Genomic DNA, 22,842 nt, shown 5'->3' on the forward strand with positions numbered 1-22,842 from the left:
CCGTGTTTACCCGTTGCTGACATCGACAATCCGCAGTTCATACACCATCGTCGCGTTCGGCGGGATCTGCGGCGCATAGCCTGTTTCACCGTAAGCCAACTCCGGCGGCACCACCATCGTCAGCGAGCCATGATTTTTCAGATGGCCGATCGCCTCGCGGAACAACGGCGGATAGGCGGAGAGCGGCTGCGACATCACCTTCCCGCTGCGATCCATATCCTGAATCACGCTGCCATCGGTTAAGCTCTCTTTCACCACGATGTCTACCCGCGCATTATCTTTAATGGTTTCATCACCCGCATAATCAATGCGATACCAGAAACCGGCAGGCGACTTCTGCGTGCCCTTCTTCTTTTTGAACTCGGCGACGAATGCCTCACCTTTGCTGGTCTGCGTCTTCGCCGCCTGATTTCTGGCGTCGTTCACCGCTTTTTCCGACTCCGCCAGCGCGTTGGTCAACTGTGCATCGCTTAGTTGGTAATGGCCGTTGAAGGTATCGATCACGCCCGCCAGCAGCACGGTTTTATCGGGATTGATGCCCCAATTTTTACGCTCCGCCAGCATCGTTTGAATATCGCGTCCCAAAGCGACACCGGCAGCATAGCTCTGCTGCTCCGGCTTTTTCTTGAGCGCCTGCGCATCCGGCAGCCATTTGGCCCGCGCTCTCAGCCCGCTCAGCTCGTCTTGCAAAGCTTGCTGCGCCTGATGGGCGGCCGCCAGCTCCGTTGCCGTTTTATCCGCCTGCAGTGTCGCTTTATCCCGCTGCTGTGCAGCCTGCGCGCTTTCGGCCGTTACCACCGCCAAACGTTGTTCCAACGCCTTAGCCTGTTCGGTTTGCGTCTTGTGTTTTTCCTGCAGTTGCGTCAGCTGCTGTTGAAGTTCACCCGCCGCCTTGGCGGCTTCGGCCTTTTGCTGCGCCAGCGCCGTCTTCAGACTTTTCTCTTGCTGCTCGGCCTGTTGGCGTTGACCATCACGCTCTTTCTGCAGCTGCGCCAGCTGCTGCTGAAGTTCACCCGCCGCCTTGGCGGCTTCGGCCCTTTGCTGCGCCAGCGCCGCCTTCAGACTTTTCTCTTGCTGCTCGGCCTGTTGGCGTTGACCATCACGCTCTTTCTGCAGCTGCGTCAGCTGCTGCTGAAGTTCACCCGTCAGCCTGGCAGCCTCCGCCTTCTGTTGTTCCAACTCAGCGGCGGCCGCTTTTTTATCCTGCTCATAACGCTGGCGCGCTTTATCGCTGGCGGCCTGCGCCGCCGCCAACTTCTCCTGCCAGGCTTGCTGCCGCGCGTTATCAGACTGTTTAGGCAATGCCGCCAGCCGTTGTTCCAGCAAGGCGATGCGCCGATCGCGCTCCTCGGTTTGTTGTTTTTCCCGCGCTAACGCTGCCTGCGCTTCGGCGATCTGCGCCCGAGCCTTCCGCTCCTGTGGCGTCAGGTTCAGCGCCTGTCGTACACCGCTGGCAAAGTCGCTCAACGCGCTCAGATCGGGAGCAGGCACCGGTTTATCGGCAGACGTCAGGGATGACGCAACCCGCAACGCGGTCAGCTCTTGCTGCAGGGATTGAAGAGCGGCTTGCTGTTGCTCCAATTGAGCCTCTTTCACGCGCAGCGTTTTTTGCAACTGCGCCAGTTGCTTTCTCTGCGCGATCGTTTCACGAGTTTGAACCGGCCGGGACGCCGGCTTTTGAGTTTCCTTGGCGGGGGTGACGACGGTATCAGCATCCGCTGCCGGTGCCTCCTGCTGCTGGTAACGCTCGGCAAACTGCAATAATGCCGGCACATCGTCATCCGCTACGGCCACCGCTGGCGCAAATGCCAGCGGTATCATCAGGCTCAGCAACGCCTTTCTCGCACGAAGACTCATTGGGTGCGTTCTCCACGCTCAGCCAGGCCGGTCATCATGGCAGAACTGATATCTGCGCAGAGACGGCTGGTGCGATAACGATATAGGGCATCGACGGTTTCCTGCGTGCCCGTGTTGACCCGCTGGCGAACCCCGGCATACTGCGCTGCGCCCCCCATCAAGGTATCGAATTCACGTTTGAATTTTTGGTATTTCTCGTTATCCATCCCTCGCATGGCATCCAACTCGCGCTGGCACTGTTGCATACGTTCGGCTTCACGCTGCCGCTTGTCTTGTTCTGCAATTTCCTCTGCGCTGGGCGGCTTACTTGATGTAGGAACAGGTCGCTTGGCGGTCTGGCAGCCGGTCAGGGTCAACGTCAGTAAAAGCGCCGCGGTCAAACAGTGTGCCGTTCGGGTCATTATCGTTATCTCCTTGTTTAATCCGCCGGCGACGCGCTCTGTGGCTGTGCCGACGGTTCTCCTCAATGGATGCTGTGATGTTCCTGCCGCAAGGCAGGTTATAAAAAATGCAGACGTGGCGATAAGGGGCATGACGCAAGACATTCACCATATCAATGCATACCGAAAAATCATTTAAATAAATGATAATTAAAGGATTTTAACTCACAAACTTATCAGCAGGACATGACGAGCGCAAGAAGAGATGGGGCGCAATTCGACCGAGAAACAGCCTTGAGGCGGGTTCCTCGTCTTTGCAAGGTATAAAAAAAGCCCCGGCAAAACGCCGGGGCCTGGTACTTGCGTGATCGCCGAGGGCTCAGTGACACGCAAAGGGGTCTTACGGCCCGGAAACCGGCTGTCAAACACGGTTAGCTGCGTGTTTATGCACTTTGCGCCAAGGGATCGACCAAGGCCAGTGCGTTTTTCATCGCCTCCACCATTTCGCCATCCACGCAATAATGGCTAAATTCGTCAAACTCGTTATCGGAACACATGGTGACGCCCGCCTTGCGATAGCGCATGGTCGACGGCACCAGATGGCCGGAAGAGCTGTGCAATTCGTGCAGGCCAATGTCGACAAACTTATGCAGATTGCTGAGGCGCACGCCGGCGCCCGCCATGATCACCGGCCCCTGACTGGCCTGGCGCAAATCGCGCAGCAGTGGCAGGCCCAGTTCGGCGCTCTGCTGTTGGCCGGAGGTCAGAATGCGCGCTACGCCCAGCTCGGTCAGTTGTTCCAACGCCACCATCGGGTTCTGGCACATGTCGAACGCGCGATGGAACGTTACCGCCATACCTTCGCACAGCTTCATCACTTCGCGCATGCGCGGCAGATCGATATGCCCCTCTTCGTCCAGCATGCCGACCACTACGCCGGGGAACCCCATCTCGCGGATCTGACGGAGATCCTGTTTGATCACCTCGAAATCCACCGCGCCGTAGCAGAAATCACCGCCGCGAGGACGAACGATCGGATGCACCGGGATCGCAACCCGCTCGCGCGCCAGACGCAGCGTGCCATAGCTCGGCGTCAATCCCCCCTCGCTCTGGCTGGCGCACAACTCGATGCGATCGGCGCCTGCCCGTTCGGCCGTCAGCGCACAGTCGACGCTAAAGCAACAAACTTCCAGTTTTATCATTGTCACCCCCAGATAACGGCCAACATACGGCGGCAATTGTTCATTTCTTCATTTCTCACGTAGGCTCATGCTTAGGCATAAACCGGTTCAGGGTTGTAACTATGGCATTCAATTTTGATCAATGGGTAGACCGCAGTCACAGTGACAGCGTTAAGTGGGATAAATATCGAGATCGCGACATCATTCCGCTGTGGGTCGCCGACAGTGATTTCACCTCACCGCCGGCGGTGATCGAAGCCTTGCAGCGGCGCGTGGCGCACGGCGTATTCGGCTACACTCACCCATCCCTTGATCTTGTTGAGGTTTTTACCCGCCGCATGGTAGAGCGCTACGACTGGCACATCAAGCCTGAATGGATCATTTTCCTGCCTGGCCTGGTGTGCGGCTTGAACCTGTGCGCGCGCGCCTGCACCGAAGCGCATCAGAGTACGCTGGCCCCTTCCCCTATTTATCCGCCGTTTCGCAAAGCGGCCAAGTTCGCCGGGCGTAAACACCTCTCGGTGCCGCTGACGGCTGTCGACCAACGTTGGGTTCTGGATTTTTCCGCGATACAAGGAACGCTCAGCGGCAACGAGCAGCTCCTGCTGCTGTGCAACCCGCAGAATCCCGGAGGCACTGTTTATCGCCGAGAGGAATTGTTGCAACATCATCAGTTCGCCCGCGAGCACGGTTTAATCGTCTGTTCGGATGAAATCCACTGCGAGCTGCTGCTTGAACCCGGCGTGCGGCATATCCCTTTCGCCACCTTGAATGACGATGCGGCCCAACGCAGCGTGACGCTGATGTCGCCATCAAAGACGTTTAATCTCGCCGGGCTGGGCGCTTCAATGGCGATCGTCCCCAACGAAGCGCTGCGACAAAAACTGAAACGCGCACGCAGCGGCATCGTGCCGGAGGTCAATCTGCTGGCGCTGGTGGCGGCGCAGGCGGCTTATCAATACGGGCAGCCCTGGCTGGACGAGCAGCTGATTTATCTGCGCGCCAACCGCGATCGGCTGATCGAGCGCATCAACGCCATGCCGGGGTTGACGGTTTTGCCAATCGAGGCCACCTACCTGGCGTGGATCGATTGCAGCACTTTACCGGTGGACAACCCGCATCAGTTCTTTGAACGCGCGGGCGTAGGGTTAAGCGCCGGTTTGGATTTCGGCGACCGGCGCTTTGTGCGGCTTAACTTTGGTTGCCGTCGGGCCCTGCTCGATGAAGCGCTCGATCGTATGGCACAAGCCTGCGCGGCGCTGCATGCCTAGCCTTGCTCGCTGGCGACGATGTCCCGAATGGAATAGGGATGAAACTTGATCGTCACCGTTCCATCGGTGATGGCCAGGGTTGGGTTTGGCAAACGCTCGCCCTCGCCTTTTGGCGAGCTTTGCTTCAGTTTGATCCCCGGGGCCAACAGCGCTTCATCGGCGAGGTGGCTCAACGCCCGGGCGTGCAGCGTCTGCGGATCGCCGCCGAGCACTAACTCAACGTGTTCCCAGCCTTCGTGCGGATAGCGTTTCTCCCCGGGATACGGCAGCTCGACGCAGTCTATCTGCCACGGCCCCACGGCCAGCGGCTGCGACAAATCGAACAGACAGATAGGTCGCCCGTTGATCATCGACTTGGACAGCAGTGTCCCACACTGCATCAGCCCCTGGCGCCAGCGTTCGGCAGTAGCGTTCTGATGACAGCGCAGAGAGATGTGATCGGCGGTAAACGCGGCCAGATCAAGCCGCAATTTGGCGGCAAATTGATGCAATGCCTGCTCGAAACGCGGCAGGTCGAGCACCAGGTCGTCCAGCTCGGCAATGGCCTGCAATGGGGTGGTCATAGAAACCTCAAAACAACGGTACGCATGTGAAACGCCGTAATTTACACGGTGGCGACAGCGCTCGCCAGCATTGCGAGGTTTTTCGGTTGCCGTTAAGAATGATTTTCGACTGTGTGCATGGGGAATAGAAACCTGAGAACTTATTAATATGACAGCTTATAAAATCAACAAAAAATAAAAAATAAGATTTTTCGTAGTGCATTATACCCTTTTACCATGACGTTATGATTTAAGTTATTTTGCACAAAATCATACATTGCCAGCAGGTTAAACTGATTGAATGGTTGGGTTTGCCCAGCCCTTTCCCGCTCATCAAAGCCGCAGCAAACGTGATAATTAACTCATTGTATTAAAACGAAAGTAGAACAAATTAACTGATAAAAAACTAAGGATTATCTTAATTCATCCTCAGGTAATTGATTCGCCAAGACAACTCAGCTACTTTGGAGAAAATTTAAATTCGAGATGATCATTATGTTATTGCTGACGATATCCTTGGTGTTGATAATTATCGCCGTATACGCCATCTACCGTCATTTTAAATCGCGCAGCACCAATACGCTGGACGCCAGACGTCACAATAAAAAACGTTAGCCTCCTAACTCTCTCCGCCCTACCTTCTCTTTCGGCCACTCGATATTTCACCTTACTGCATCCTGCGCGCCGCATCCGACAATGTTTCATCGCTGCGGCCGCGCCAACTGCTGACGGACTCCGTCAGATCGGTTACAATTGCAGGCTGTTTTGTGGTGGTCGCCGCGCCCATCGTGCGCCGGCGCCCGCCACCGTTAAATCCCACAGGGGTTGGCTTCAGCCCCTCGTTCGTCATTAAGGTAACCCGGTGAATATTCAGGTTCTTCTTTCAGATAAAGTCAGTCAGGCGCTGATCGCCGCTGGCGCGCCAGCCGATTGCGAAGCGCAGGTACGCCCATCCGCCAAGGCGCAGTTTGGTGATTACCAGGCCAACGGCGTGATGTCCGTCGCCAAAAAACTGGGCATGCCGCCCCGTCAGCTGGCGGAAAAAGTGGTGCAGCTGCTGGATCTCGGCGACGTCGCCGGTAAAGTGGAAATCGCCGGCCCCGGCTTTATCAACATTTTCCTGAACAGCGACTGGGTCGCGCGCCAGGCCGACTTGGTGCTGAACGCACCGAAACTGGGCATCGCGCCGGTTGAGCCGCAAACCATCGTTATCGATTACTCCGCGCCGAACGTGGCGAAAGAGATGCACGTCGGCCACCTGCGCTCCACGATTATCGGCGACGCCGCGGCACGTACCCAGGAGTTTCTGGGCCATAAAGTGATCCGCGCCAACCACGTCGGCGACTGGGGCACCCAGTTCGGCATGCTGATTGCCTACCTGGAAAAAATGCAGAATGAAAACGCCAGTGACATGGGCCTGTCCGATCTGGAACAGTTCTACCGCGAAGCCAAGAAACATTACGACGAGGATGCCGAGTTCGCCGAGCGCGCACGCGCTTACGTCGTTAAGCTGCAGGGCGGCGATCAGTACTGCCTGAAAATGTGGCGCAAGCTGGTCGACATCACCATGGCGCAAAACCAACTGACTTATAACCGTCTGAACGTCACGCTGACCGAAGACGACGTGATGGGCGAAAGCCTGTATAACGCAATGCTGCCGGGCATCGTCTCCGATCTGAAAGCCAAAGGGCTGGCGGTGGAAAGCGAAGGCGCCACCGTGGTGTTCCTCGACGAATACCAGAACAAGGACGGCGACCCGATGGGCGTCATCATCCAGAAAAAGGATGGCGGCTACCTCTATACCACTACCGACATTGCCTGCGCCAAGTATCGCTATGAAACCCTGGGCGCCAACCGCGTCCTGTATTACATCGACTCCCGCCAGCATCAGCACCTGATGCAGGCCTGGACCATCGTGCGCAAGGCCGGTTACGTGCCGGAGTCCGTCTCGCTGGAACACCACATGTTCGGCATGATGCTGGGCAAAGACGGCAAGCCGTTCAAAACCCGCTCGGGCGGTACGGTGAAGCTCTCCGATCTGCTGGATGAGGCCATCGAACGCGCTGAACAGCTGATCGCCGGCAAAAACCCGGACATGCCGGAAGACGAAATGAAAACCGTGGCCCGCGTGGTCGGCATCGGCGCGGTGAAATACGCCGATCTGTCGAAAAGCCGCACCACCGACTACGTCTTCGACTGGGATAACATGCTGGCCTTCGAAGGCAATACCGCGCCTTATATGCAATACGCCTATACCCGTGTGGCATCGGTATTCAAACGCGCCGGCATCGACGAAACCAGCCTGACGCTGCCACTGACGCTGACCGAAGAGCGCGAAATTGCGCTGGCCACCCGTCTGCTGCAGTTCGAAGAGGTGCTCACCACCGTCGCGCGTGAAGGCACGCCTCACGTCATGTGCAGCTACCTGTACGATCTGGCCGGCCTGTTCTCCGGTTTCTACGAGCACTGCCAGATCCTGAACGCCGACAGCGAAGAAGCGCGTCAGAGCCGCCTGAAACTGGCGCTGCTGACCTCGAAAACGCTGAAAACCGGTCTGGATACGCTGGGCATCGAAACCGTCGAACGCATGTAAACTGCGCCACCCAGAAAGCAAAAAGGTCGCCCAGGCGACCTTTTTTTATGCTTTCATTCGGCTTAGGCGACGCGGCGCGCGAAATCACGCGGGCGGAAGCCCAACCCGGCCAGTACGCCGAAGTACGCCACCACGCCAGCCACCACCACCGCAGCCAAGCGCAGCAAACGCTCCAGCATATTGCCCTGATCCCAGGCCGGCATCAGCCACATCGCGCCAATCAACACCGCCGACATCACCAACACGGCGATCACCAGCTTAGTGAGGAACAGCGCCCACCCCGGCTGCGGCTGGAAAATCTTCTGCTTGCGCAACTGCCAATACAGCAGCGAGGCATTCAGACAAGCCGCCAAACCGATCGACAGCGCCAGGCCGGCATGTTTCAGTGGGCCAATAAACGCCAGGTTCATCACCTGCGTCATGATCAGCGTGATGATGGCGATCTTGACCGGCGTTTTGATGTCCTGCCGCGAATAGAAGCCCGGCGCCAGCACTTTAACCACGATCAGCCCCATCAGCCCTACCGAGTAAGCCACCAACGCACGCTGCGTCATCGCCGCGTCAAAAGCGCTGAACTTGCCATACTGGAACAGCGAAACGGTCAGCGGCTTGGCCAAAATGCCGAGCGCGATGGCACTCGGCAGCGCCAGCAGGAAGCACAGACGCAACCCCCAATCCATCAGGCGCGAATACTCGTCGTGGTTGCCGCTCGAAAAGCTTTTGGCCAGCGACGGCAGCAGGATAGTGCCCAAGGCCACGCCCAGCACGCCGGAAGGAAACTCCATCAGGCGGTCGGCGTAGTACATCCAGGACACCGAGCCGGACACCAGGAACGAAGCGAAAATGGTGTTGATGATCAGCGAGATTTGGCTGACCGACACCCCAAGGATCGCCGGCCCCATCTGGCGCATCACGCGCCAGACCCCGGCATCGCCCAGCTTGAGGCGCGGCAGCACCAGCATGCCGATCTTGCGCAGGTGCGGCAACTGATAACCCAGCTGCAACACGCCGCCCACCACGACCGCCCAGGCCAGCGCCAGCACCGGCGGGTTGAAATACGGGGCGGCGAACAGCGCGAAGCCGATCATGCTGACGTTAAGCAGCGTTGGCGCAAAGGCCGGGATCGAGAAGCGGTTCCAGGTATTGAGAATGGCCCCCACCAGCGACGCCAGTGAGATTAACAGAATATAGGGGAATGTAATGCGCAGCAGCGCCGACGTCAGGGCAAACTTGTCGGGCGTATCAGTAAAGCCCGGCGCAGTGAGATAGATAACCCAGGGCGCGGCCAGCATCCCCAGCACCGTGACCACCGCCAGCACCAGCGTCAGCAACCCGGAGACATAGGCGATAAAGGTGCGTGTCGCCTCTTCACCCTGCTGGCTCTTGTATTCGGCCAAGATCGGCACGAAGGCTTGCGAAAATGCCCCTTCGGCAAAGATACGGCGTAACAGATTTGGAAGTTTGAACGCCACGAAGAAGGCGTCCGTTGCCATGCCGGCCCCGAACACGCGCGCGACGATCGCATCGCGGGCAAAGCCCAACACCCGCGAAAACATCGTCATCGAGCTGACGGCAGCCAAGGATTTGAGTAGGTTCATGTGGTTGTCTGATAGGTACCGTAAATATCAACGCCTGCAACAGCAGGCGTCAGTGAAACAATCGGCTCAGTTTACGCATCCGGAAAAGAATAGCTACCGCCATATGTTACATAGAGTTATCCCGCAGCAAACGCTCGACCACCCGCTGGGCGATCAGCGCCTGTTCTCCGCCGGTTTCCGGCGCGCTCTGGTTGGCAACGGCGCTGAGAAAATGCCGCACCGCTCCGTCGAAGCCGCGTTGCACCAGCGTGCTTTGCCAGCCCGGCACCGGCTGTTCCAACTCGCCCTGGGCATCTTCACGCCGCCAGTGGCGCATGTCGGTCAACTGATACAGCGCGCCGTCGGTCACCGCCTGCACGCTTTCACGCTGGCTGCCGCCCCGGCGATGCATGCTGGTCGTCACCTGCGTGTCGCCGCAGGCGAAGTGGTGCTCGGCATACAGCATTTCACCGGCGGCGTTGGCCTGCAAACGGCCGCTCAGCAACTGCTCACGTCCGCCCGCCAGCCACAGTGCGGTGTCCACCACGTGCAGGTAGTCATCCAACAGGGTAAAACGCAGATCGTGCGGGCCGACGCTGTCCTCCCGATGTTTGTCCATGCGAATGGAAGCCGGTTGGTTCATTTGCTGTTTGAGCTGCCGATAAAGCGGCGCGAAACGGCGGTTGAACCCCACCATCAGCGTTTTGCCTCGCCGCTCGGCCAGTTCGAGCAACTGCTCGCCCTGCTCCAGCGTTTCCGCCAGCGGCTTATCGACGTAAACGTGCACGCCGCGGTTCAGCAGCTCGCCTATCACGGAAAAATGGCTGGCAGTGCTGCTGTGGACAAAGACCGCGTCGCACTGTTCGGCCAGGCTGTCCAGGCGGGAGAAACAGGCCATGCGGTAGCTGTCACACAACGGCTGCGCTTTTTGCTGATTGGGCGAAAAACCGCCCACCAGCGTCCAGTCCGCCGCCTGGCCGAGGATTGGCAGGTAAGCCTTCTGCGCAATACTGCCCAATCCCACCACGCCCACACGCAATTTAGTCATTCGCTTCCCTCGTCAACAGATGTTGCACCAGCCGTTTCAATTCCGACACTTCGTTTTCCAATGCGCTGACCCTGGCGCTCAGGTCGCCGTCGTCCTCAGACTCAAGCGCCGCCGGCGCCTCATCAATCTGGCCGCTGAACAGATGCATGAAGCGGCTTTCACGCTTGCCCGGCTCACGCGCCAGGCGCACCACGAACGGGCCGTCTTCGCGCGTGGCCAGCTGCTGCAGCACCTGCTCGACCTCGCTGACATCGCTGAACTCGTGCATCCGATTGGTGCGGGTGCGCAGCTCGCCCGGCGTTTGCGCGCCGCGCAGCAATAAGGTGGCGATCACCGCCAGTTCGGCGGGCGAGAGTTTCAGTTGGCCGAACTCGGAGTTGCAAAACCGCTGTTCATACTTGACTACACGGTTGCCAAACCCGCTAAGGGTGCGCAGGAAATGTTTGCGCAGCAACAGATCGAGCAGTTGCTGCACTTCACTTTCGCTCAGATCCATGACCGGCTCGCGGTTGGTTTTTTGGTTGCACGCCAGGGTAATGGCGTTAAGCGAAAGCGGGTATTGGTCCGGGGTCGTGACCTGTTTTTCCAACAGGCAGCCGATAACACGGGCCTCTTTGGCGTTCAATTCATATTTCATCGTTTGGCCTCAACGTGGGGGTAGCCACTCTTTATTGGTGTATGCCGTCAAAACGTGGTCTTGCCACTTGCCGTCGATCAGCAGGTAATCCTTGGCGTAACCTTCGCGTTCGAATCCCAGACGCGTCAGCAGTGCGCCGCTGCGCTGGTTGTGCGGCATATAGTTGGCCATGATGCGGTGCATGCGCTGTTGGCGCAGCATATAGCGGATAGCGGACTGCAGGGCTTCGAACATCAGCCCTTGCCCCTGCCATTTTTCCCCCAGCGAATAACCGAGGAAACAGGCGTGAAACGAACCGCGCAGCACGTTGCTGAAGTTCGCCACGCCGCGCACTTCCTGTTCTTCCGGATCGAGCAGGATAAAATAGTAGGCGCTGCCCTGCTTTTGCATTTCGGTGATCATGCCCAGGCGCGCCTGCCAGCCGGAAGGATAGCAGTGGCTTTCGTCGCGCACCGGCTCCCAGGGTTTGAGAAAGGTCCGGTTCTCGGCATAATAGTCCGCCAGGCGATAGGCATCCCGTTCATGCACTAAACGGACCACCATCCGGTCGGTTGTAAGACGTACTTTTGGCGATGCAGAGCGATAGCCGAACATCATTTCCCCCGCAGTCAAAACGGTTCGATAAGAAGTATTTATTAGGAAGCCGAGCGGATCATTATCCTGTGCCGACCTTTTGCCATGGTTTTATTTTGCCAATAGCGCCGCAGAACTGCGCTTCCCTGCATCCAATATAACCGTAGCCCGCCCCCGAGGTAAAATCCCGGCCGCTCAGTAAATCGCCGAATACGCGTTTTACGGCGTTTTTCCGCCAATTTTGCAGCTCAGGTAACACCTTGACGATAAAAAAATATTATCTATGCCGCCCCTGTCGCCGTACGGGAATTGGGTAGAGAATGGAACAGCTGTCTCCCCCTTCTTTCTTAATTGCTCATGGTGAAGCATGTCTCTGGTATCGCAAGCGCGCAGCTTGGGTAAATATTTTCTGTTGCTCGACAACCTGCTGGTGGTGTTAGGCTTCTTTGTCGTTTTTCCGCTTATTTCGATCCGCTTCGTCGATCAGCTGGGCTGGGCGGCGCTGATCGTCGGCATCGCGCTGGGTTTGCGCCAGCTGTTGCAACAAGGGCTCGGCATCTTTGGCGGCGCCATCGCCGATCGCTTCGGCGCCAAGCCGATGATCGTCACCGGCATGCTGCTGCGCGCCGCCGGGTTCGCCACCATGGCGATGGCCGACGAGCCCTGGATACTGTGGTTCTCCTGCGCGCTTTCCGCCCTCGGCGGCACCTTATTCGATCCGCCGCGCACCGCTTTGGTGATCAAACTGACCCGTCCGCACGAGCGCGGCCGCTTTTTCTCGCTGCTGATGATGCAGGACAGCGCCGGCGCGGTGGTCGGCGCGCTGATTGGCAGTTGGCTGCTGCAGTACGATTTTCACTTTGTCTGCTGGGTCGGGGCGGCGATCTTCGTGCTGGCCGCCGGCTGGAACGCCTGGTTACTGCCGGCTTATCGCATCTCCACCGTGCGCGTGCCGATGAAAGAAGGCATGTTGCGGGTCCTGCGCGATCGCCGCTTCCTCACCTATGTCCTGACGCTGACCGGTTACTACATGCTGGCGGTGCAGGTGATGCTGATGATGCCAATCGTGGTCAACGAAATTGCCGGTTCGCCGGCGGCGGTGAAATGGATGTACGCGATCGAAGCGGCGCTGTCGTTATCGCTGCTCTATCCGTTGGCGCGTTGGGGAGAAAAACACTTCCGGCTTGAGCAGCGCCTGATGGTGGGCCTGCTGCTGATGACGCTCAGCCTGCTGCCGATCGGTCTCGCCACCAGCCTGCAGGGAGTCTTCACGCTGATCTGCTGCTTCTATCTGGGCTCGATTATCGCCGAGCCGGCGCGCGAAACGCTGAGCGCTTCGCTGGCCGATCCGCGTGCGCGCGGCAGCTACATGGGCTTCAGTCGTCTCGGTCTGGCGCTGGGCGGCGCGTTGGGCTATACCGGCGGCGGCTGGATGTATGATACCGGACGGGCGATGAATATGCCGGAACTGCCCTGGTTGCTGCTCGGGGCCGTCGGTTTTGCCACGCTGCTGGCACTGTATTGGCAGTTCAGCCCTCGGCGCAGCGCCTCGATGATGCTGCGCGGCGGTTAACGCCATAGAAATCCGGCCGAATCGGCAGCAGCTGCTATCCTGTTAGTAAAAACCCCACAGGAGCCCGTCGGCATGATTGAAGAAGCGAAGTTACCGCAACTGCTCGAACATATGATACTGAACCTGCGCATGATTTATGCGCGCTCTACCCTGGTGGAAAAAGCGCTGGCCCATATCATCGCCGGCGACAGCGCGCTGAAAAGCGACATCATCAAACAGCTGCAGGTCGTCTCCGCCGCCAACGAGCGCGATCAGGTCGATCTGGAACAGGCCCGCATTCACCTGATCGACGTGCTCAACTCGGTTCCGGCCAAGAAATAACGCCCCTCGCCCGCGCCTGTTGCGCGGGCAATGTCGCAATAACGCACCATCCAACACACGCGCTTCAAGACAGCCTCGGTAAGCTGTGGTAACTATTGCTGTTAAAACCTGACAACCCGGAGCAAGCATGAAACTGTTCATTTACGATCATTGCCCATTCTGCGTTAAAGCCCGCATGATTTTCGGCCTGAAGCACCTGCCGATTCGCCTGGTCACATTGCTCAACGACGATGAAACGACCCCGTTCAACCTGATCGGCAAAAAAATGGCGCCAATCCTGGTCAAAGACGACGGCGAAGCGATGCCGGAAAGCCTTGATATCGTGCGCTATGTCGATAACCTGGACGGCAAACCGGTGCTGACCGGCAGCACCAACCCGGCCATCGCCGAGTGGCTGCAGCGGGTCGGCAGCTACAGCGCCAAATTGCTGCTGCCGCGTATTGCGCATGCCGATTTCGAAGAGTTCGCCACCGACAGCGCCCGCCGTTACTTTATCGATAAAAAGCAGGCGTCGATCGGTGATTTTGCCGAGCATCTCGCCAACAGTGCCGATCTGATCGCCGAGCTTGAAGCCGACCTGCAAGCGCTATCACCGCTGATCGTCTCCGCCGAAGCGGTAAACGGCGAGCTGTCCGAGGACGATATTCACCTGTTCCCGATGTTACGCTCATTGTCGATCGTCGCTGGGGTTGCGCTGCCGGACAATGTGGAAGCCTACCGCAACCGCATGGCGCAGCGCAGCGAGGTACCGTTGCTGCTGGATATGGAACAATAACTTCCAAGAAGTGACAAATAAGGATATGGCGTACTGATGTTGAAAATGGTGATCGCCACCGCTCGCGATCGGGCGCGGCTGAAGGAAATAACCTCCGTTCTGATCCGTTACGGTCTGCAAGACGTTCTGCGCCTGCTGGGCCTGGGGGTCTTGCTACGCGGTGCCCGCGGCGAATCCGCCCCGCAGGATGCACAAACCCTGCCTGAGCGGCTGCGCGAAGCGCTCGAGGCGTTGGGCCCCACCTTCGTCAAATTCGGTCAGATCCTGGCCACGCGTTCTGATCTCCTGGATCCGGCCTGGACCGACGAACTGGATCGTCTGCACAGCCAGGCGGCGGTGTTGCCATGGGAAACGCTGGCGTCGCAAATCATTGCCGATCTGGGGGGCGAACCGGAACAGCGGTTTGCCGAATTCGATCGCACGCCGCTGGCTGCGGCGTCGATGGCGCAAATCTACCGCGCACGCTTGCACAGCGGTGAGCAAGTGGTGGTAAAAGTGCTGCGGCCCGGTCTGGCGAAAACCATCCACGCCGATCTGCGGCTGCTGGCCTCGCTGGCGGAGACCGTGGAGCAGCAGAGCCCTGCGCTGGCACGCTATCGGCCACGGCAGATGGTCAGAGCGTTGGCGACGGCGCTCAATCACGAGCTGGATTTGACCCACGAAGGCCATAACTGCGACCGCGTTGCCGGGATGTTCGCACGTCAACCCGACGTGGTGGTGCCGAAAATCTATTGGCAATACTCTTCTCCTCGCCTGTTAGTGCAGGAATACTTGCCCGGCACCGCGCCGGAAAGCCCTGAACAGCTGGCGGCAGCGGGCTTTGATGGCCCACTGCTGGCGCAACGCGGCGCCCGCGCCTTTATGAGCATGGTGCTGGAACATCGGCTGTATCACGCCGATCCGCACCCCGGCAACGTCATGGCGCTGAGCGGTGACCGCGTCGGTTTTATCGACTTCGGCATGGTTGGCCAGCTGTCCGAGCGGCGGCGCAACCAGTTGCTCCTGCTGCTGCAGGCCATCGCCGATCGCCAGTCCGAAGGCATCGTCAACACGCTGATCGCCTGGTCGGATAGCGAACCGTTGGACCTGATGGATCTGGAGTTGGCGGCACAAAACTTTCTCGACAAGCAGGCCGCCGCCACCCTGACGCTGGGTAAAGCCTTGACCGACCTGCTGGTGATGGCGCGCGAACACCAGTTGGCGCTACCGCCCGATCTGGTGCTACTGTTCAAGGCATTAATCACCGCCGACGGCGTGCTGCATCGGTTGGATCCGGCCTTCGACATCGTGGCCACGCTCAAACCGATGTTGCAACAAACGGTGCTGCAGCGCTACGCCCCCGACGCCGTGCGCCAGCGGCTGTTGGCCCTGGGCGGGGAGGCGCTCGATGCCGGAGAAGAACTGCCGCAAACCCTACGGCTGTTGGTGCGTCGCCTAAAACGCGGGCAGCTCAATGCCGATATCAACGTCAGTAATCTCGGCCAGTTGAGCAAAGCGCTGGAGCGCGCCGCTGTCACCCTGGCCATCGCCATCGTCACCGCCGCTTTTGCCTTGGGGCTGGCGCCTTATCTGATGCATTCGTCGCTGCAGCTGTGGGGCATTCCGCTGTTCCCGCTGTTGGGGGGCGCGGCCTGCCTGGCCGGCGTGATTCTCTTGGCGCTGCGATTGCGGCGCTGACGCTTTCGGCGTTATCCGATAGGTCTTGCCCGCTTTTGCGCGCACTATCCTCTGCACATCGCCGCCTGCCGTTTTCACGCGTGGGCGGAGCGTTTATAATGATTAATCAATTATCTGCAGCACTTTTCGCCAGCAGTCGCAATGAGGCATTAATGAAGAAGATCCTGATGGGCGCAGCCGCCCTGCTGTTCGCCGGCGTATTGGCCGGTTGCAATCAACTGACCCAATACACCCTGAGCGAGCAGGAAGTGAATGACTACCTGCAGAAACACAACGACTATCAGAAACAGATTGGCGTGCCTGGCCTGGTGGACGCCAACATCGTGCTGACTCAGCTGCAAAGCCAGATCGGCCGCAGTGAACCGGGTAAAGTCACCCTATCCGGCGACGCCAAGGTCAACATCACGTCGATTCTCGGCCCGCAGGCGGCGGATTTGAAGCTGACGCTGAAAGCGCAGCCGGTTTACGACCGTGCGCAGGGCGCCATTTATCTGAAGGATATGGAGTTGACCGATTACAGCGTACAACCGGAAAAAATGCAGACGGTCATGAAAGCGTTGACGCCATACCTGAACCAGTCGCTGAAGTCCTACTTCGACCAAAAGCCGGCTTATGTGCTGAATCCTGACAACAGCAAAACCGAAGCGCTGGCGAAAAAACTGGCGAAGGGATTGGAAGTGAAGCCGGGTGAATTGGTGATCCCGTTTAGCGACTGATCTCGCCTTGATGCATCAAGCCCGCCGACCGGCGGGCTTTTCATTGTTATTGCCAGGAAAGTATTACTGCGGCGCGCTGTAGGCGATCTCGCCAGTGTTGCAGTTGAGCGTCACGTTGTAGGTTTTATCCATCTTGGTACCCCGCACCGTCAGCGGCACTTGCCACACCTGATCCTTGCCGGTGATGGCATCCGGGCTGACCCAGGCGATCGGGGTTGCGGTGCCCAGCAGTTTTTTGTCCGCCTCCCAACGCGTAATGCGGTTTTGCAAGAAATCACGCTTGACCTGGGCGGCAATATCCGCCGGCTGCAGGCCTGCACACAACCCCACCTTGGCGGTGCGTTGCTCTTGATCCTGTGCCGACACCGCAGTCGATGCTCCCATCATGGCCAACAAGGCGATAGCCAAACCCATTTTTTTCATATGTCCTCCCGTTGTGATTAGCGCTATCCGGGCGCCCATCCCTGGCTCACAACAGGGTTTCGGCAAGGGGTTACCGTTTGACGAACTCGATGACAAACAGCGCATCCAAGCCCGGATAGATTTCCTTGATCACCTGCTTCAGTTCGCCGAGCGACATGTTCTCCTGCTGTGCATGGCGTTCGGTCAGCGCATCCAGGCGCACCGGCGTTACCGACAGCACTTCGATAAAGCAGAAAAATACGCCGTCTTCATTGCGGCTTACGCGCAACACCTCACCCGGTTCGAAATGCGACTCGCTGGCATCCCGAATGGTGATGGTTTTGCGCCCAGCCAGAATGTCTTGCTCAAAGCGGCTGAAGAAAGTTATTTCACGGCTCATTTTAGATCCTTTTTCATCACAACACCGCAACATAAGCCATTATGCCGCTTGCTTTTCTGACGCAGATCCCTCTTTTGAGTTAGAAGCTGCCTTTTTTGCTTTCGCTTCCGTCGGTTTCTGGCCGATTTCCGCCGGTGATGCGCCGCGCAGAATCAGACCCAGCGCGTCCTTATTCTCTGCCAGGAAGAAGCTCAGCCCTTCGCGCTGTTCGTCGTCCAGGTTCAGCGGCGCCTGTTGCAGCCACTCTCCGAGGTTATCCGCCAAATCCAGCATTTTGTCGTAGGCGTCGGCTTCTTTCTTGCTCGCGAAAGTCATTTTTTCCTCACCGTTTCTCACCACCACATATTTAACTTCAACCGCCATGCGTGCGTCCTCAAATACTCAAATAACTGTAATTATATACAGTATAAATAGATAGTAGCGGGAAGGCAAACCGCCGCCCGCCTTCGGCTTATTTCAGCAGCCGCACCTTGCAGTTCTTGCCTTTGATTTTGCCCTGTTGCAGCTGCTGCAGCGCCTTGCGCGCGCTGGCTTTACGGATCGCGACGTAGGCATGCACCGGGAACATGTCGATCTTGCCCACTTCCGCCGCCGTCAGCCCGGCATCGCCGGTCAGCGCGCCAAGGATATCGCCAGGGCGGATCTTCGCCTTACGGCCGCCGTCGATGCACAGCGTCACCATCTCCGCCTCCAGCGAGCCATTGGCGGCTCCGCTCAGTTCGGACACCGGCGCCCAGTCGATGGTCAGCTGCAGGTAGTCTTCAATCGCATGCGCCCGCGCCATTTCTTGCGGCGTACACAGGCTGATCGCCAGCCCGCTCATGCCGGCGCGGCCGGTGCGACCGATACGGTGCACATGCACTTCGGGATCGAACGCCAGTTCGTAGTTAACCACCAGCTCCAGCTCTTTGATGTCCAGCCCACGAGCGGCGACGTCGGTTGCCACCAACACTCGGCAACTGCGGTTGGCGAAACGCACCAACACCTGATCGCGGTCGCGCTGCTCGAGATCGCCATGCAGCGCCAGTGCGCTGATGCCGCGGGCCTCCAGGGCATCAAGCACCGTTTGGCAATCGCGTTTGGTATTGCAGAACACCACGCAGGACGCAGGTTGATGATAACGAATGGCCGATACCAACAGCGCCGGGCGCTGATCGCGCGTGGTTTCATAGAAGCGTTGTTCAATGGCGGTCTGCGCCTCGTCATCGTCCACTTCAACGCTCAGCGGCTGGCGCTGAACGCGATCGCTGATACGTTCGATGCCCGCCGGGTAGGTGGCAGAAAACAGCAGCGTCTGACGCTGCTGTGGCGTGTAGCTGATTACATCGTCGATGTCGTCGGCGAAGCCCATGTCCAGCATACGGTCGGCCTCATCCAGCACCAACACCTTCAGCTCGCCCAGCAGCAGCGTTTTCTTGCGCAGATGCTCCTGGATGCGGCCCGGCGTTCCCACCACGATATGCGGCGCGTGCACCAGCGAATCGAGCTGTGGCCCCATAGGTTGGCCGCCGCACAGCGTCAGGATTTTGATGTTTTGCGTGAAGCGCGCCAGACGGCGCAATTCTTTGCTCACCTGATCGGCCAGCTCACGGGTGGGACAGAGCACCAGCGCCTGTGTGGCAACCTGAGCAACGGCGATGCTATTCAACAAACCAATGCCGAACGCAGCCGTTTTACCGCTACCGGTTTTCGCCTTGGCGCGCACGTCTCGCCCTTGCAGGATGGCGGGCAACGCGGCGGCCTGCACCGGTGTCATTTTGGCGTACCCCAATTCGTTGAGGTTGGCCAACTGTTCGGCTGGCAGAGGCAGGGAAGAAAAAGAAACTGTGCTCACGGCGATAACTCTTATATGACGAATGGAATGGCGGCGCGCCCGCAGGCTGGCGCCGAATCAGCGGTAAATGATAACAGAGATGGGCAACGTTACGGGCAGCGGGCATAAAAAAACCCGCCGGCGGCGGGTTTCTTGGCGGCTCAGTCGTTAAATAGCAACGACGTTGGCCGCGGCTGGGCCACGTTGGCTGTCCTGGATGGAGAACTCAACCTGCTGACCTTCCGCCAGGGTCTTGAAACCATCGCTAACGATAGCGGAAAAATGAACGAAAACGTCTTTAGAGCCGTCGGCAGGCGTGATGAAGCCGAAACCTTTGCTTTCGTTGAACCATTTAACGTGACCAGTGATCTTGCTCATTTGTGTTTCCTTTACTTGATAAACCTGCCTTGACGGCACGAGACGCGAAAACCTTGCGATATATAGGCCTTCTTTCGCCGTCGGTTATTAACGCATAATCGCCCATGCAGGGCAAATATTTCTTCCTGTTATAAAAACAGTAAGTTAGCAACAAACTTTGCGCGGCGGCTGTGCGCGCAATCGTTTTCGTATATACTGCCCGCCGATCATCAATCCGCTTATTTTCACCGATCCAGGTACGAAACTATGTTAACGATTGGAACCGCCCTGCGCCCTTCCACCACCCGCGTTATGTTGCTCGGCTCCGGGGAGCTGGGTAAAGAAGTCGCCATTGAATGCCAACGCCTCGGTTTGGAAGTGATCGCCGTCGATCGCTACGCCGATGCCCCCGCCATGCATGTGGCGCACCGCAGCCACGTCATCAATATGCTGGACGGCGAGGCGCTGAAAGCCGTTATCGAACAAGAGCAGCCAGACTATATCGTTCCCGAAATCGAAGCGATCGCCACCGCCATGCTGGTTGAACTTGAACGTCTGGGCCACCGCGTGGTGCCCTGCGCCGAAGCCACACGCCTGACGATGAACCGTGAAGGCATCCGCCGTCTGGCGGCGGAAGAACTCGGCCTGCCCACCTCCAGCTACCGCTTTGCCGACAGCGAGGCGACTTTCCGACAGGCAGTCGAGCACATCGGCTACCCGTGCATCGTCAAACCGGTTATGAGTTCTTCCGGTAAAGGTCAAAGTCTGATCCGCACGCCTGAGCAGTTGCAAAGCGCCTGGGACTATGCCCAACAGGGTGGCCGAGCCGGCGGCGGCCGGGTGATTGTCGAAGGGCTGGTGAGATTTGATTTTGAAATCACACTGCTGACCATCAGCGCCGTGGACGGCGTGCATTTTTGCGAGCCGATCGGCCATCGTCAGGAGGATGGGGACTATCGCGAATCCTGGCAGCCGCAACGCATGTCTGCCACGGCGCTGAGCCAGGCCCAGACTATCGCCGAGAAAGTGGTGAAGGCTTTGGGCGGTTTCGGCCTGTTCGGCGTGGAGCTGTTTGTCTGTGGCGACGAAGTGATCTTCAGCGAAGTGTCGCCACGCCCGCATGATACCGGCATGGTCACGTTGATTTCACAGGATCTGTCCGAGTTTGCCCTGCACGTTCGTGCGTTTCTCGGTTTGCCGATCGGCGCTATCCGCCAGTTCGGCCCTTCTGCTTCGGCAGTGATCCTGCCACAGCTCACCAGCACCGATGTACGCTTCAGCGGGCTGGAAAACGCGCTGCGCGGGCACAACCAGTTACGCCTGTTCGGCAAACCGGAGATCGCCGGGCAACGTCGTCTGGGCGTAGCACTGGCGACGGCGGACACGACGGAACAGGCGGTGGAGCTGGCGAAACAAGCCGCTGCCGCCGTGGCGATTAACGGCTGAAACTGACGGGGCCGCTTGCGCGGCCCCGATAACATCAATAGTCTTCGTCTTCTTCAGCATCGTCATCCCGCGACGCCTCTGGTGCGGCATCATGCTGCTCGTCTTCGTCATCGAACAGTACCGCAACCTGAGCGCCCTGATGCTTCTCACGAATTTCCTGCGCAACGCGAGCAATGGCTTCCCCGCTGCTCATGCCTTGCTCCATCAGTTGATGGATGCGATCCGCCGCTTCCTGCTGCTCCGCGTGACTCAGTAATGGCATACCTGCATGCATGTGTCGTTCTCTCCTGCAAAAGGGAGAAGGAGTATACGCGCTAACGCGACGGATCCCAACGTCTTGTGCCTCAGGCCACTTGCGAACAGCCGTTATCGCTCCGCCACTGCTTCAGGCGATGCCGCCACAACATGACATGCCACCCCTGCTTCACGCCGCGCGCGTTGGCGAACATCGCTCTGTCGATGCCACGTTGATAGAACTCTTCAGTAATCTGACTCTGAGCGGCCGGATCCGGCTCACGGCGAATACTGTGGCAAATGCCCAACGCTTCACGGGTGATTTGCCAATGAAAAGCCGGACGAATCGCGATAGTGCCTGCATAGCGCAGATTGAGCCGCTCCAGCATTTCGACGATTTTCATATAGTGGCGTTGATAATCCACGTTCGCTTTGCCGGTGCGGCGACGGTTGCTGATCGACTTGTCATGTACCCGTTGACGATACAGCGGCGTGCTTAAATATTTGACCCGTTGGGCATTAAACATGACCTCGGTCGTCCAGGGAATATCCTGATGATGCAACCCTGGTTCAAAATAGAGTCGATGCTGACGGATAAAATCGAGACGATATATCGCCAACCACACAACGTGAATAAATTTTCGCGATTTCAGTGCACGTTCGAACCACTGTACGCCGGTGATAACGCCAGTGGTCTGTAAACGATCCTGGGGAAAAATCGGCTGTAATTCGTCTGCGCTGGCGAAATAGCGCTCGCCATTGCATTGCATCACATCTAATTGATATTGCTCCGCCTGCTCCAACAGCGTGGAATACATGTCCGGTGCCAACAGATCGTCGGCATCAGGAAACGCTACGTATTTACCCTGGGCAACGGCGAGGCCGGCATTACGCGCGTTGGAAACGCCGCCATTAACCTGATCGATGACACGAATATGCGGATGCGCCGCTGCATAACGGTGTGCGATTTCTCCTGAACCGTCGGTAGAACCATCGTTGACGATGATCACTTCCAACCGTTGCTCGCGTTGGGCCAGCAACGAAGCCAGGAAAGGCTCTAATAGTTCTCCCGCATTGTGCATCGGGACGATGACGCTCAGCATTAACGACATAGGCAGCTCTTCAATGATAATGTAACAAAATAATAATTTTATTTTTTATAAAATAGTCAGTCTATTCAGTGTTCGACCGGAAGAATAAAACTTGGCGCTCAGATTTCCGCAGCAAGCTAAATAAGATTTATCTTGTTTTGTCTTTTCATGCTTTCAACAGGAAAACGGTGGCTAATATGGCACCAATTTCACCGAACAGTCAGCGTGAAAAAACACAGACAAAACTATCCCGCGCCACCCGGGTAATAACGATGGGTAACAATAAATTTATGAAACTAACGAATCGTTTTTATATTTCTCGGGTCTTGCGCCCTCGATGAATGAGGCATCCAGTTCATTTTGACGTTAAATTTTTAA

23 protein-coding genes are annotated in these 22,842 nt (G+C 57.9%); 8 read left to right on the plus strand and 15 right to left on the minus strand.

The annotated features are described in order from the left end of the window. Positions 1-6: 6 nt before the first annotated feature. From EGY12_RS20455 to cutC, 3 genes are all read right to left on the minus strand, one after another. Complete coding sequence (locus EGY12_RS20455) at positions 7-1,857, minus strand: FKBP-type peptidyl-prolyl cis-trans isomerase N-terminal domain-containing protein (protein ID WP_172962941.1); 1,851 nt, start codon at positions 1,855-1,857, stop codon at positions 7-9. Next, entirely contained in the window at positions 1,854-2,258 is a 405-nt protein-coding gene (locus tag EGY12_RS20460; protein ID WP_049202462.1) for a hypothetical protein, read from the minus strand. The genes EGY12_RS20455 and EGY12_RS20460 overlap by 4 nt, the downstream gene beginning before the upstream one ends. Before the next feature lie 422 nt (positions 2,259-2,680). Further along, the gene (gene cutC, locus EGY12_RS20465; RefSeq protein ID WP_123895170.1) at positions 2,681-3,439 is read right to left on the minus strand and encodes a copper homeostasis protein CutC; all 759 of its coding nucleotides are present in this window, start codon (positions 3,437-3,439) and stop codon (positions 2,681-2,683) included. Positions 3,440-3,540: 101 nt separating this feature from the next. Here cutC and EGY12_RS20470 point away from each other — a divergent pair, with 101 nt between their 5' ends. Then, complete coding sequence (locus EGY12_RS20470) at positions 3,541-4,689, plus strand: MalY/PatB family protein (protein ID WP_123895171.1); 1,149 nt, start codon at positions 3,541-3,543, stop codon at positions 4,687-4,689. Here the strand turns inward: EGY12_RS20470 and EGY12_RS20475 are convergent. Then, positions 4,686-5,252: a VOC family protein gene (locus EGY12_RS20475; protein ID WP_123895172.1), complete on the minus strand. Its 567-nt coding sequence runs from the start codon at positions 5,250-5,252 to the stop codon at positions 4,686-4,688. The two genes, EGY12_RS20470 and EGY12_RS20475, sit on opposite strands and share 4 nt — an antisense overlap. Positions 5,253-6,093: 841 nt before the next feature. On the opposite strand from EGY12_RS20475, the gene argS reads away from it, so the two are divergent. After that, on the plus strand, positions 6,094-7,824 hold the full coding sequence (gene argS / locus EGY12_RS20480; RefSeq protein WP_049202455.1) for an arginine--tRNA ligase: 1,731 nt from the start codon (positions 6,094-6,096) through the stop codon (positions 7,822-7,824). A gap of 62 nt (positions 7,825-7,886) precedes the next feature. Here argS and murJ read toward each other — a convergent pair whose 3' ends face one another. The 4 genes from murJ to rimJ form a co-directional block, all read right to left on the minus strand. Then, positions 7,887-9,422: a murein biosynthesis integral membrane protein MurJ gene (murJ, locus tag EGY12_RS20485; protein ID WP_123895173.1), complete on the minus strand. Its 1,536-nt coding sequence runs from the start codon at positions 9,420-9,422 to the stop codon at positions 7,887-7,889. 106 nt (positions 9,423-9,528) lie between these two features. Then, positions 9,529-10,449 carry a Gfo/Idh/MocA family protein gene (locus EGY12_RS20490; protein ID WP_123895174.1) on the minus strand — a complete coding sequence of 307 codons (921 nt, stop codon included), beginning with the start codon at positions 10,447-10,449 and terminating at the stop codon, positions 9,529-9,531. Further along, entirely contained in the window at positions 10,442-11,086 is a 645-nt protein-coding gene (locus tag EGY12_RS20495) for a YceH family protein (protein ID WP_123895175.1), read from the minus strand. The genes EGY12_RS20490 and EGY12_RS20495 overlap by 8 nt, the downstream gene beginning before the upstream one ends. Positions 11,087-11,095: 9 nt before the next feature. Then, a complete protein-coding gene (gene rimJ / locus EGY12_RS20500; RefSeq protein WP_025159814.1) occupies positions 11,096-11,680 on the minus strand; it encodes a ribosomal protein S5-alanine N-acetyltransferase in 585 nt (194 codons plus the stop codon). A 346-nt stretch (positions 11,681-12,026) separates the two neighbouring features. Between rimJ and mdtH the strand changes: the two genes are divergently transcribed. The 5 genes from mdtH to EGY12_RS20525 all read left to right on the plus strand — a co-directional run bounded on the left by mdtH (position 12,027) and on the right by EGY12_RS20525 (position 16,721). Beyond that, positions 12,027-13,232, plus strand: a complete 1,206-nt coding sequence (mdtH, locus tag EGY12_RS20505; protein ID WP_123895176.1) for a multidrug efflux MFS transporter MdtH — start codon at positions 12,027-12,029, stop codon at positions 13,230-13,232. Between the two features lie 72 nt (positions 13,233-13,304). Further along, positions 13,305-13,553 (plus strand): hypothetical protein, encoded by a 249-nt coding sequence (locus tag EGY12_RS20510; RefSeq protein WP_049202450.1) that lies wholly within the window; start codon positions 13,305-13,307, stop codon positions 13,551-13,553. 127 nt (positions 13,554-13,680) lie between these two features. Next, a complete protein-coding gene (grxB, locus tag EGY12_RS20515; RefSeq protein ID WP_123895177.1) occupies positions 13,681-14,328 on the plus strand; it encodes a glutaredoxin 2 in 648 nt (215 codons plus the stop codon). Between the two features lie 36 nt (positions 14,329-14,364). Further along, complete coding sequence (locus EGY12_RS20520) at positions 14,365-16,005, plus strand: AarF/ABC1/UbiB kinase family protein (protein ID WP_123895178.1); 1,641 nt, start codon at positions 14,365-14,367, stop codon at positions 16,003-16,005. Positions 16,006-16,157: 152 nt separating this feature from the next. Next, positions 16,158-16,721 carry a lipoprotein gene (locus EGY12_RS20525; protein ID WP_004927555.1) on the plus strand — a complete coding sequence of 188 codons (564 nt, stop codon included), beginning with the start codon at positions 16,158-16,160 and terminating at the stop codon, positions 16,719-16,721. Positions 16,722-16,784: 63 nt separating this feature from the next. Here EGY12_RS20525 and yebF read toward each other — a convergent pair whose 3' ends face one another. The 5 genes from yebF to cspC form a co-directional block, all read right to left on the minus strand. Further along, on the minus strand, positions 16,785-17,144 hold the full coding sequence (gene yebF, locus EGY12_RS20530; RefSeq protein ID WP_123895179.1) for a protein YebF: 360 nt from the start codon (positions 17,142-17,144) through the stop codon (positions 16,785-16,787). 70 nt (positions 17,145-17,214) lie between these two features. Further along, complete coding sequence (yqfB, locus tag EGY12_RS20535) at positions 17,215-17,523, minus strand: N(4)-acetylcytidine aminohydrolase (RefSeq protein ID WP_004927562.1); 309 nt, start codon at positions 17,521-17,523, stop codon at positions 17,215-17,217. Between the two features lie 39 nt (positions 17,524-17,562). Further along, positions 17,563-17,886 carry a YebG family protein gene (locus tag EGY12_RS20540; protein ID WP_123895180.1) on the minus strand — a complete coding sequence of 108 codons (324 nt, stop codon included), beginning with the start codon at positions 17,884-17,886 and terminating at the stop codon, positions 17,563-17,565. A gap of 88 nt (positions 17,887-17,974) precedes the next feature. Beyond that, entirely contained in the window at positions 17,975-19,357 is a 1,383-nt protein-coding gene (gene dbpA / locus EGY12_RS20545; RefSeq protein ID WP_123895181.1) for an ATP-dependent RNA helicase DbpA, read from the minus strand. Positions 19,358-19,504: 147 nt separating this feature from the next. Beyond that, positions 19,505-19,714, minus strand: coding sequence for a cold shock-like protein CspC (gene cspC, locus EGY12_RS20550; RefSeq protein WP_004927572.1), 210 nt, complete (start codon positions 19,712-19,714; stop codon positions 19,505-19,507). A 246-nt stretch (positions 19,715-19,960) separates the two neighbouring features. On the opposite strand from cspC, the gene purT reads away from it, so the two are divergent. Continuing rightward, complete coding sequence (gene purT, locus EGY12_RS20555; RefSeq protein ID WP_123895182.1) at positions 19,961-21,139, plus strand: formate-dependent phosphoribosylglycinamide formyltransferase; 1,179 nt, start codon at positions 19,961-19,963, stop codon at positions 21,137-21,139. A 34-nt stretch (positions 21,140-21,173) separates the two neighbouring features. On the opposite strand, the gene EGY12_RS20560 is transcribed toward purT, so the two are convergent. Both EGY12_RS20560 and EGY12_RS20565 read right to left on the minus strand, forming a co-directional pair. Next, on the minus strand, positions 21,174-21,413 hold the full coding sequence (locus EGY12_RS20560) for a YoaH family protein (protein WP_123895183.1): 240 nt from the start codon (positions 21,411-21,413) through the stop codon (positions 21,174-21,176). Positions 21,414-21,483: 70 nt separating this feature from the next. Next, positions 21,484-22,485, minus strand: a complete 1,002-nt coding sequence (locus EGY12_RS20565; protein WP_123895184.1) for a glycosyltransferase — start codon at positions 22,483-22,485, stop codon at positions 21,484-21,486. Between the last annotated feature and the right edge of the window lie 357 nt (positions 22,486-22,842).

It is taken from the genome of Serratia sp. FDAARGOS_506 (assembly GCF_003812745.1).
Lineage (GTDB): Bacteria > Pseudomonadota > Gammaproteobacteria > Enterobacterales > Enterobacteriaceae > Serratia.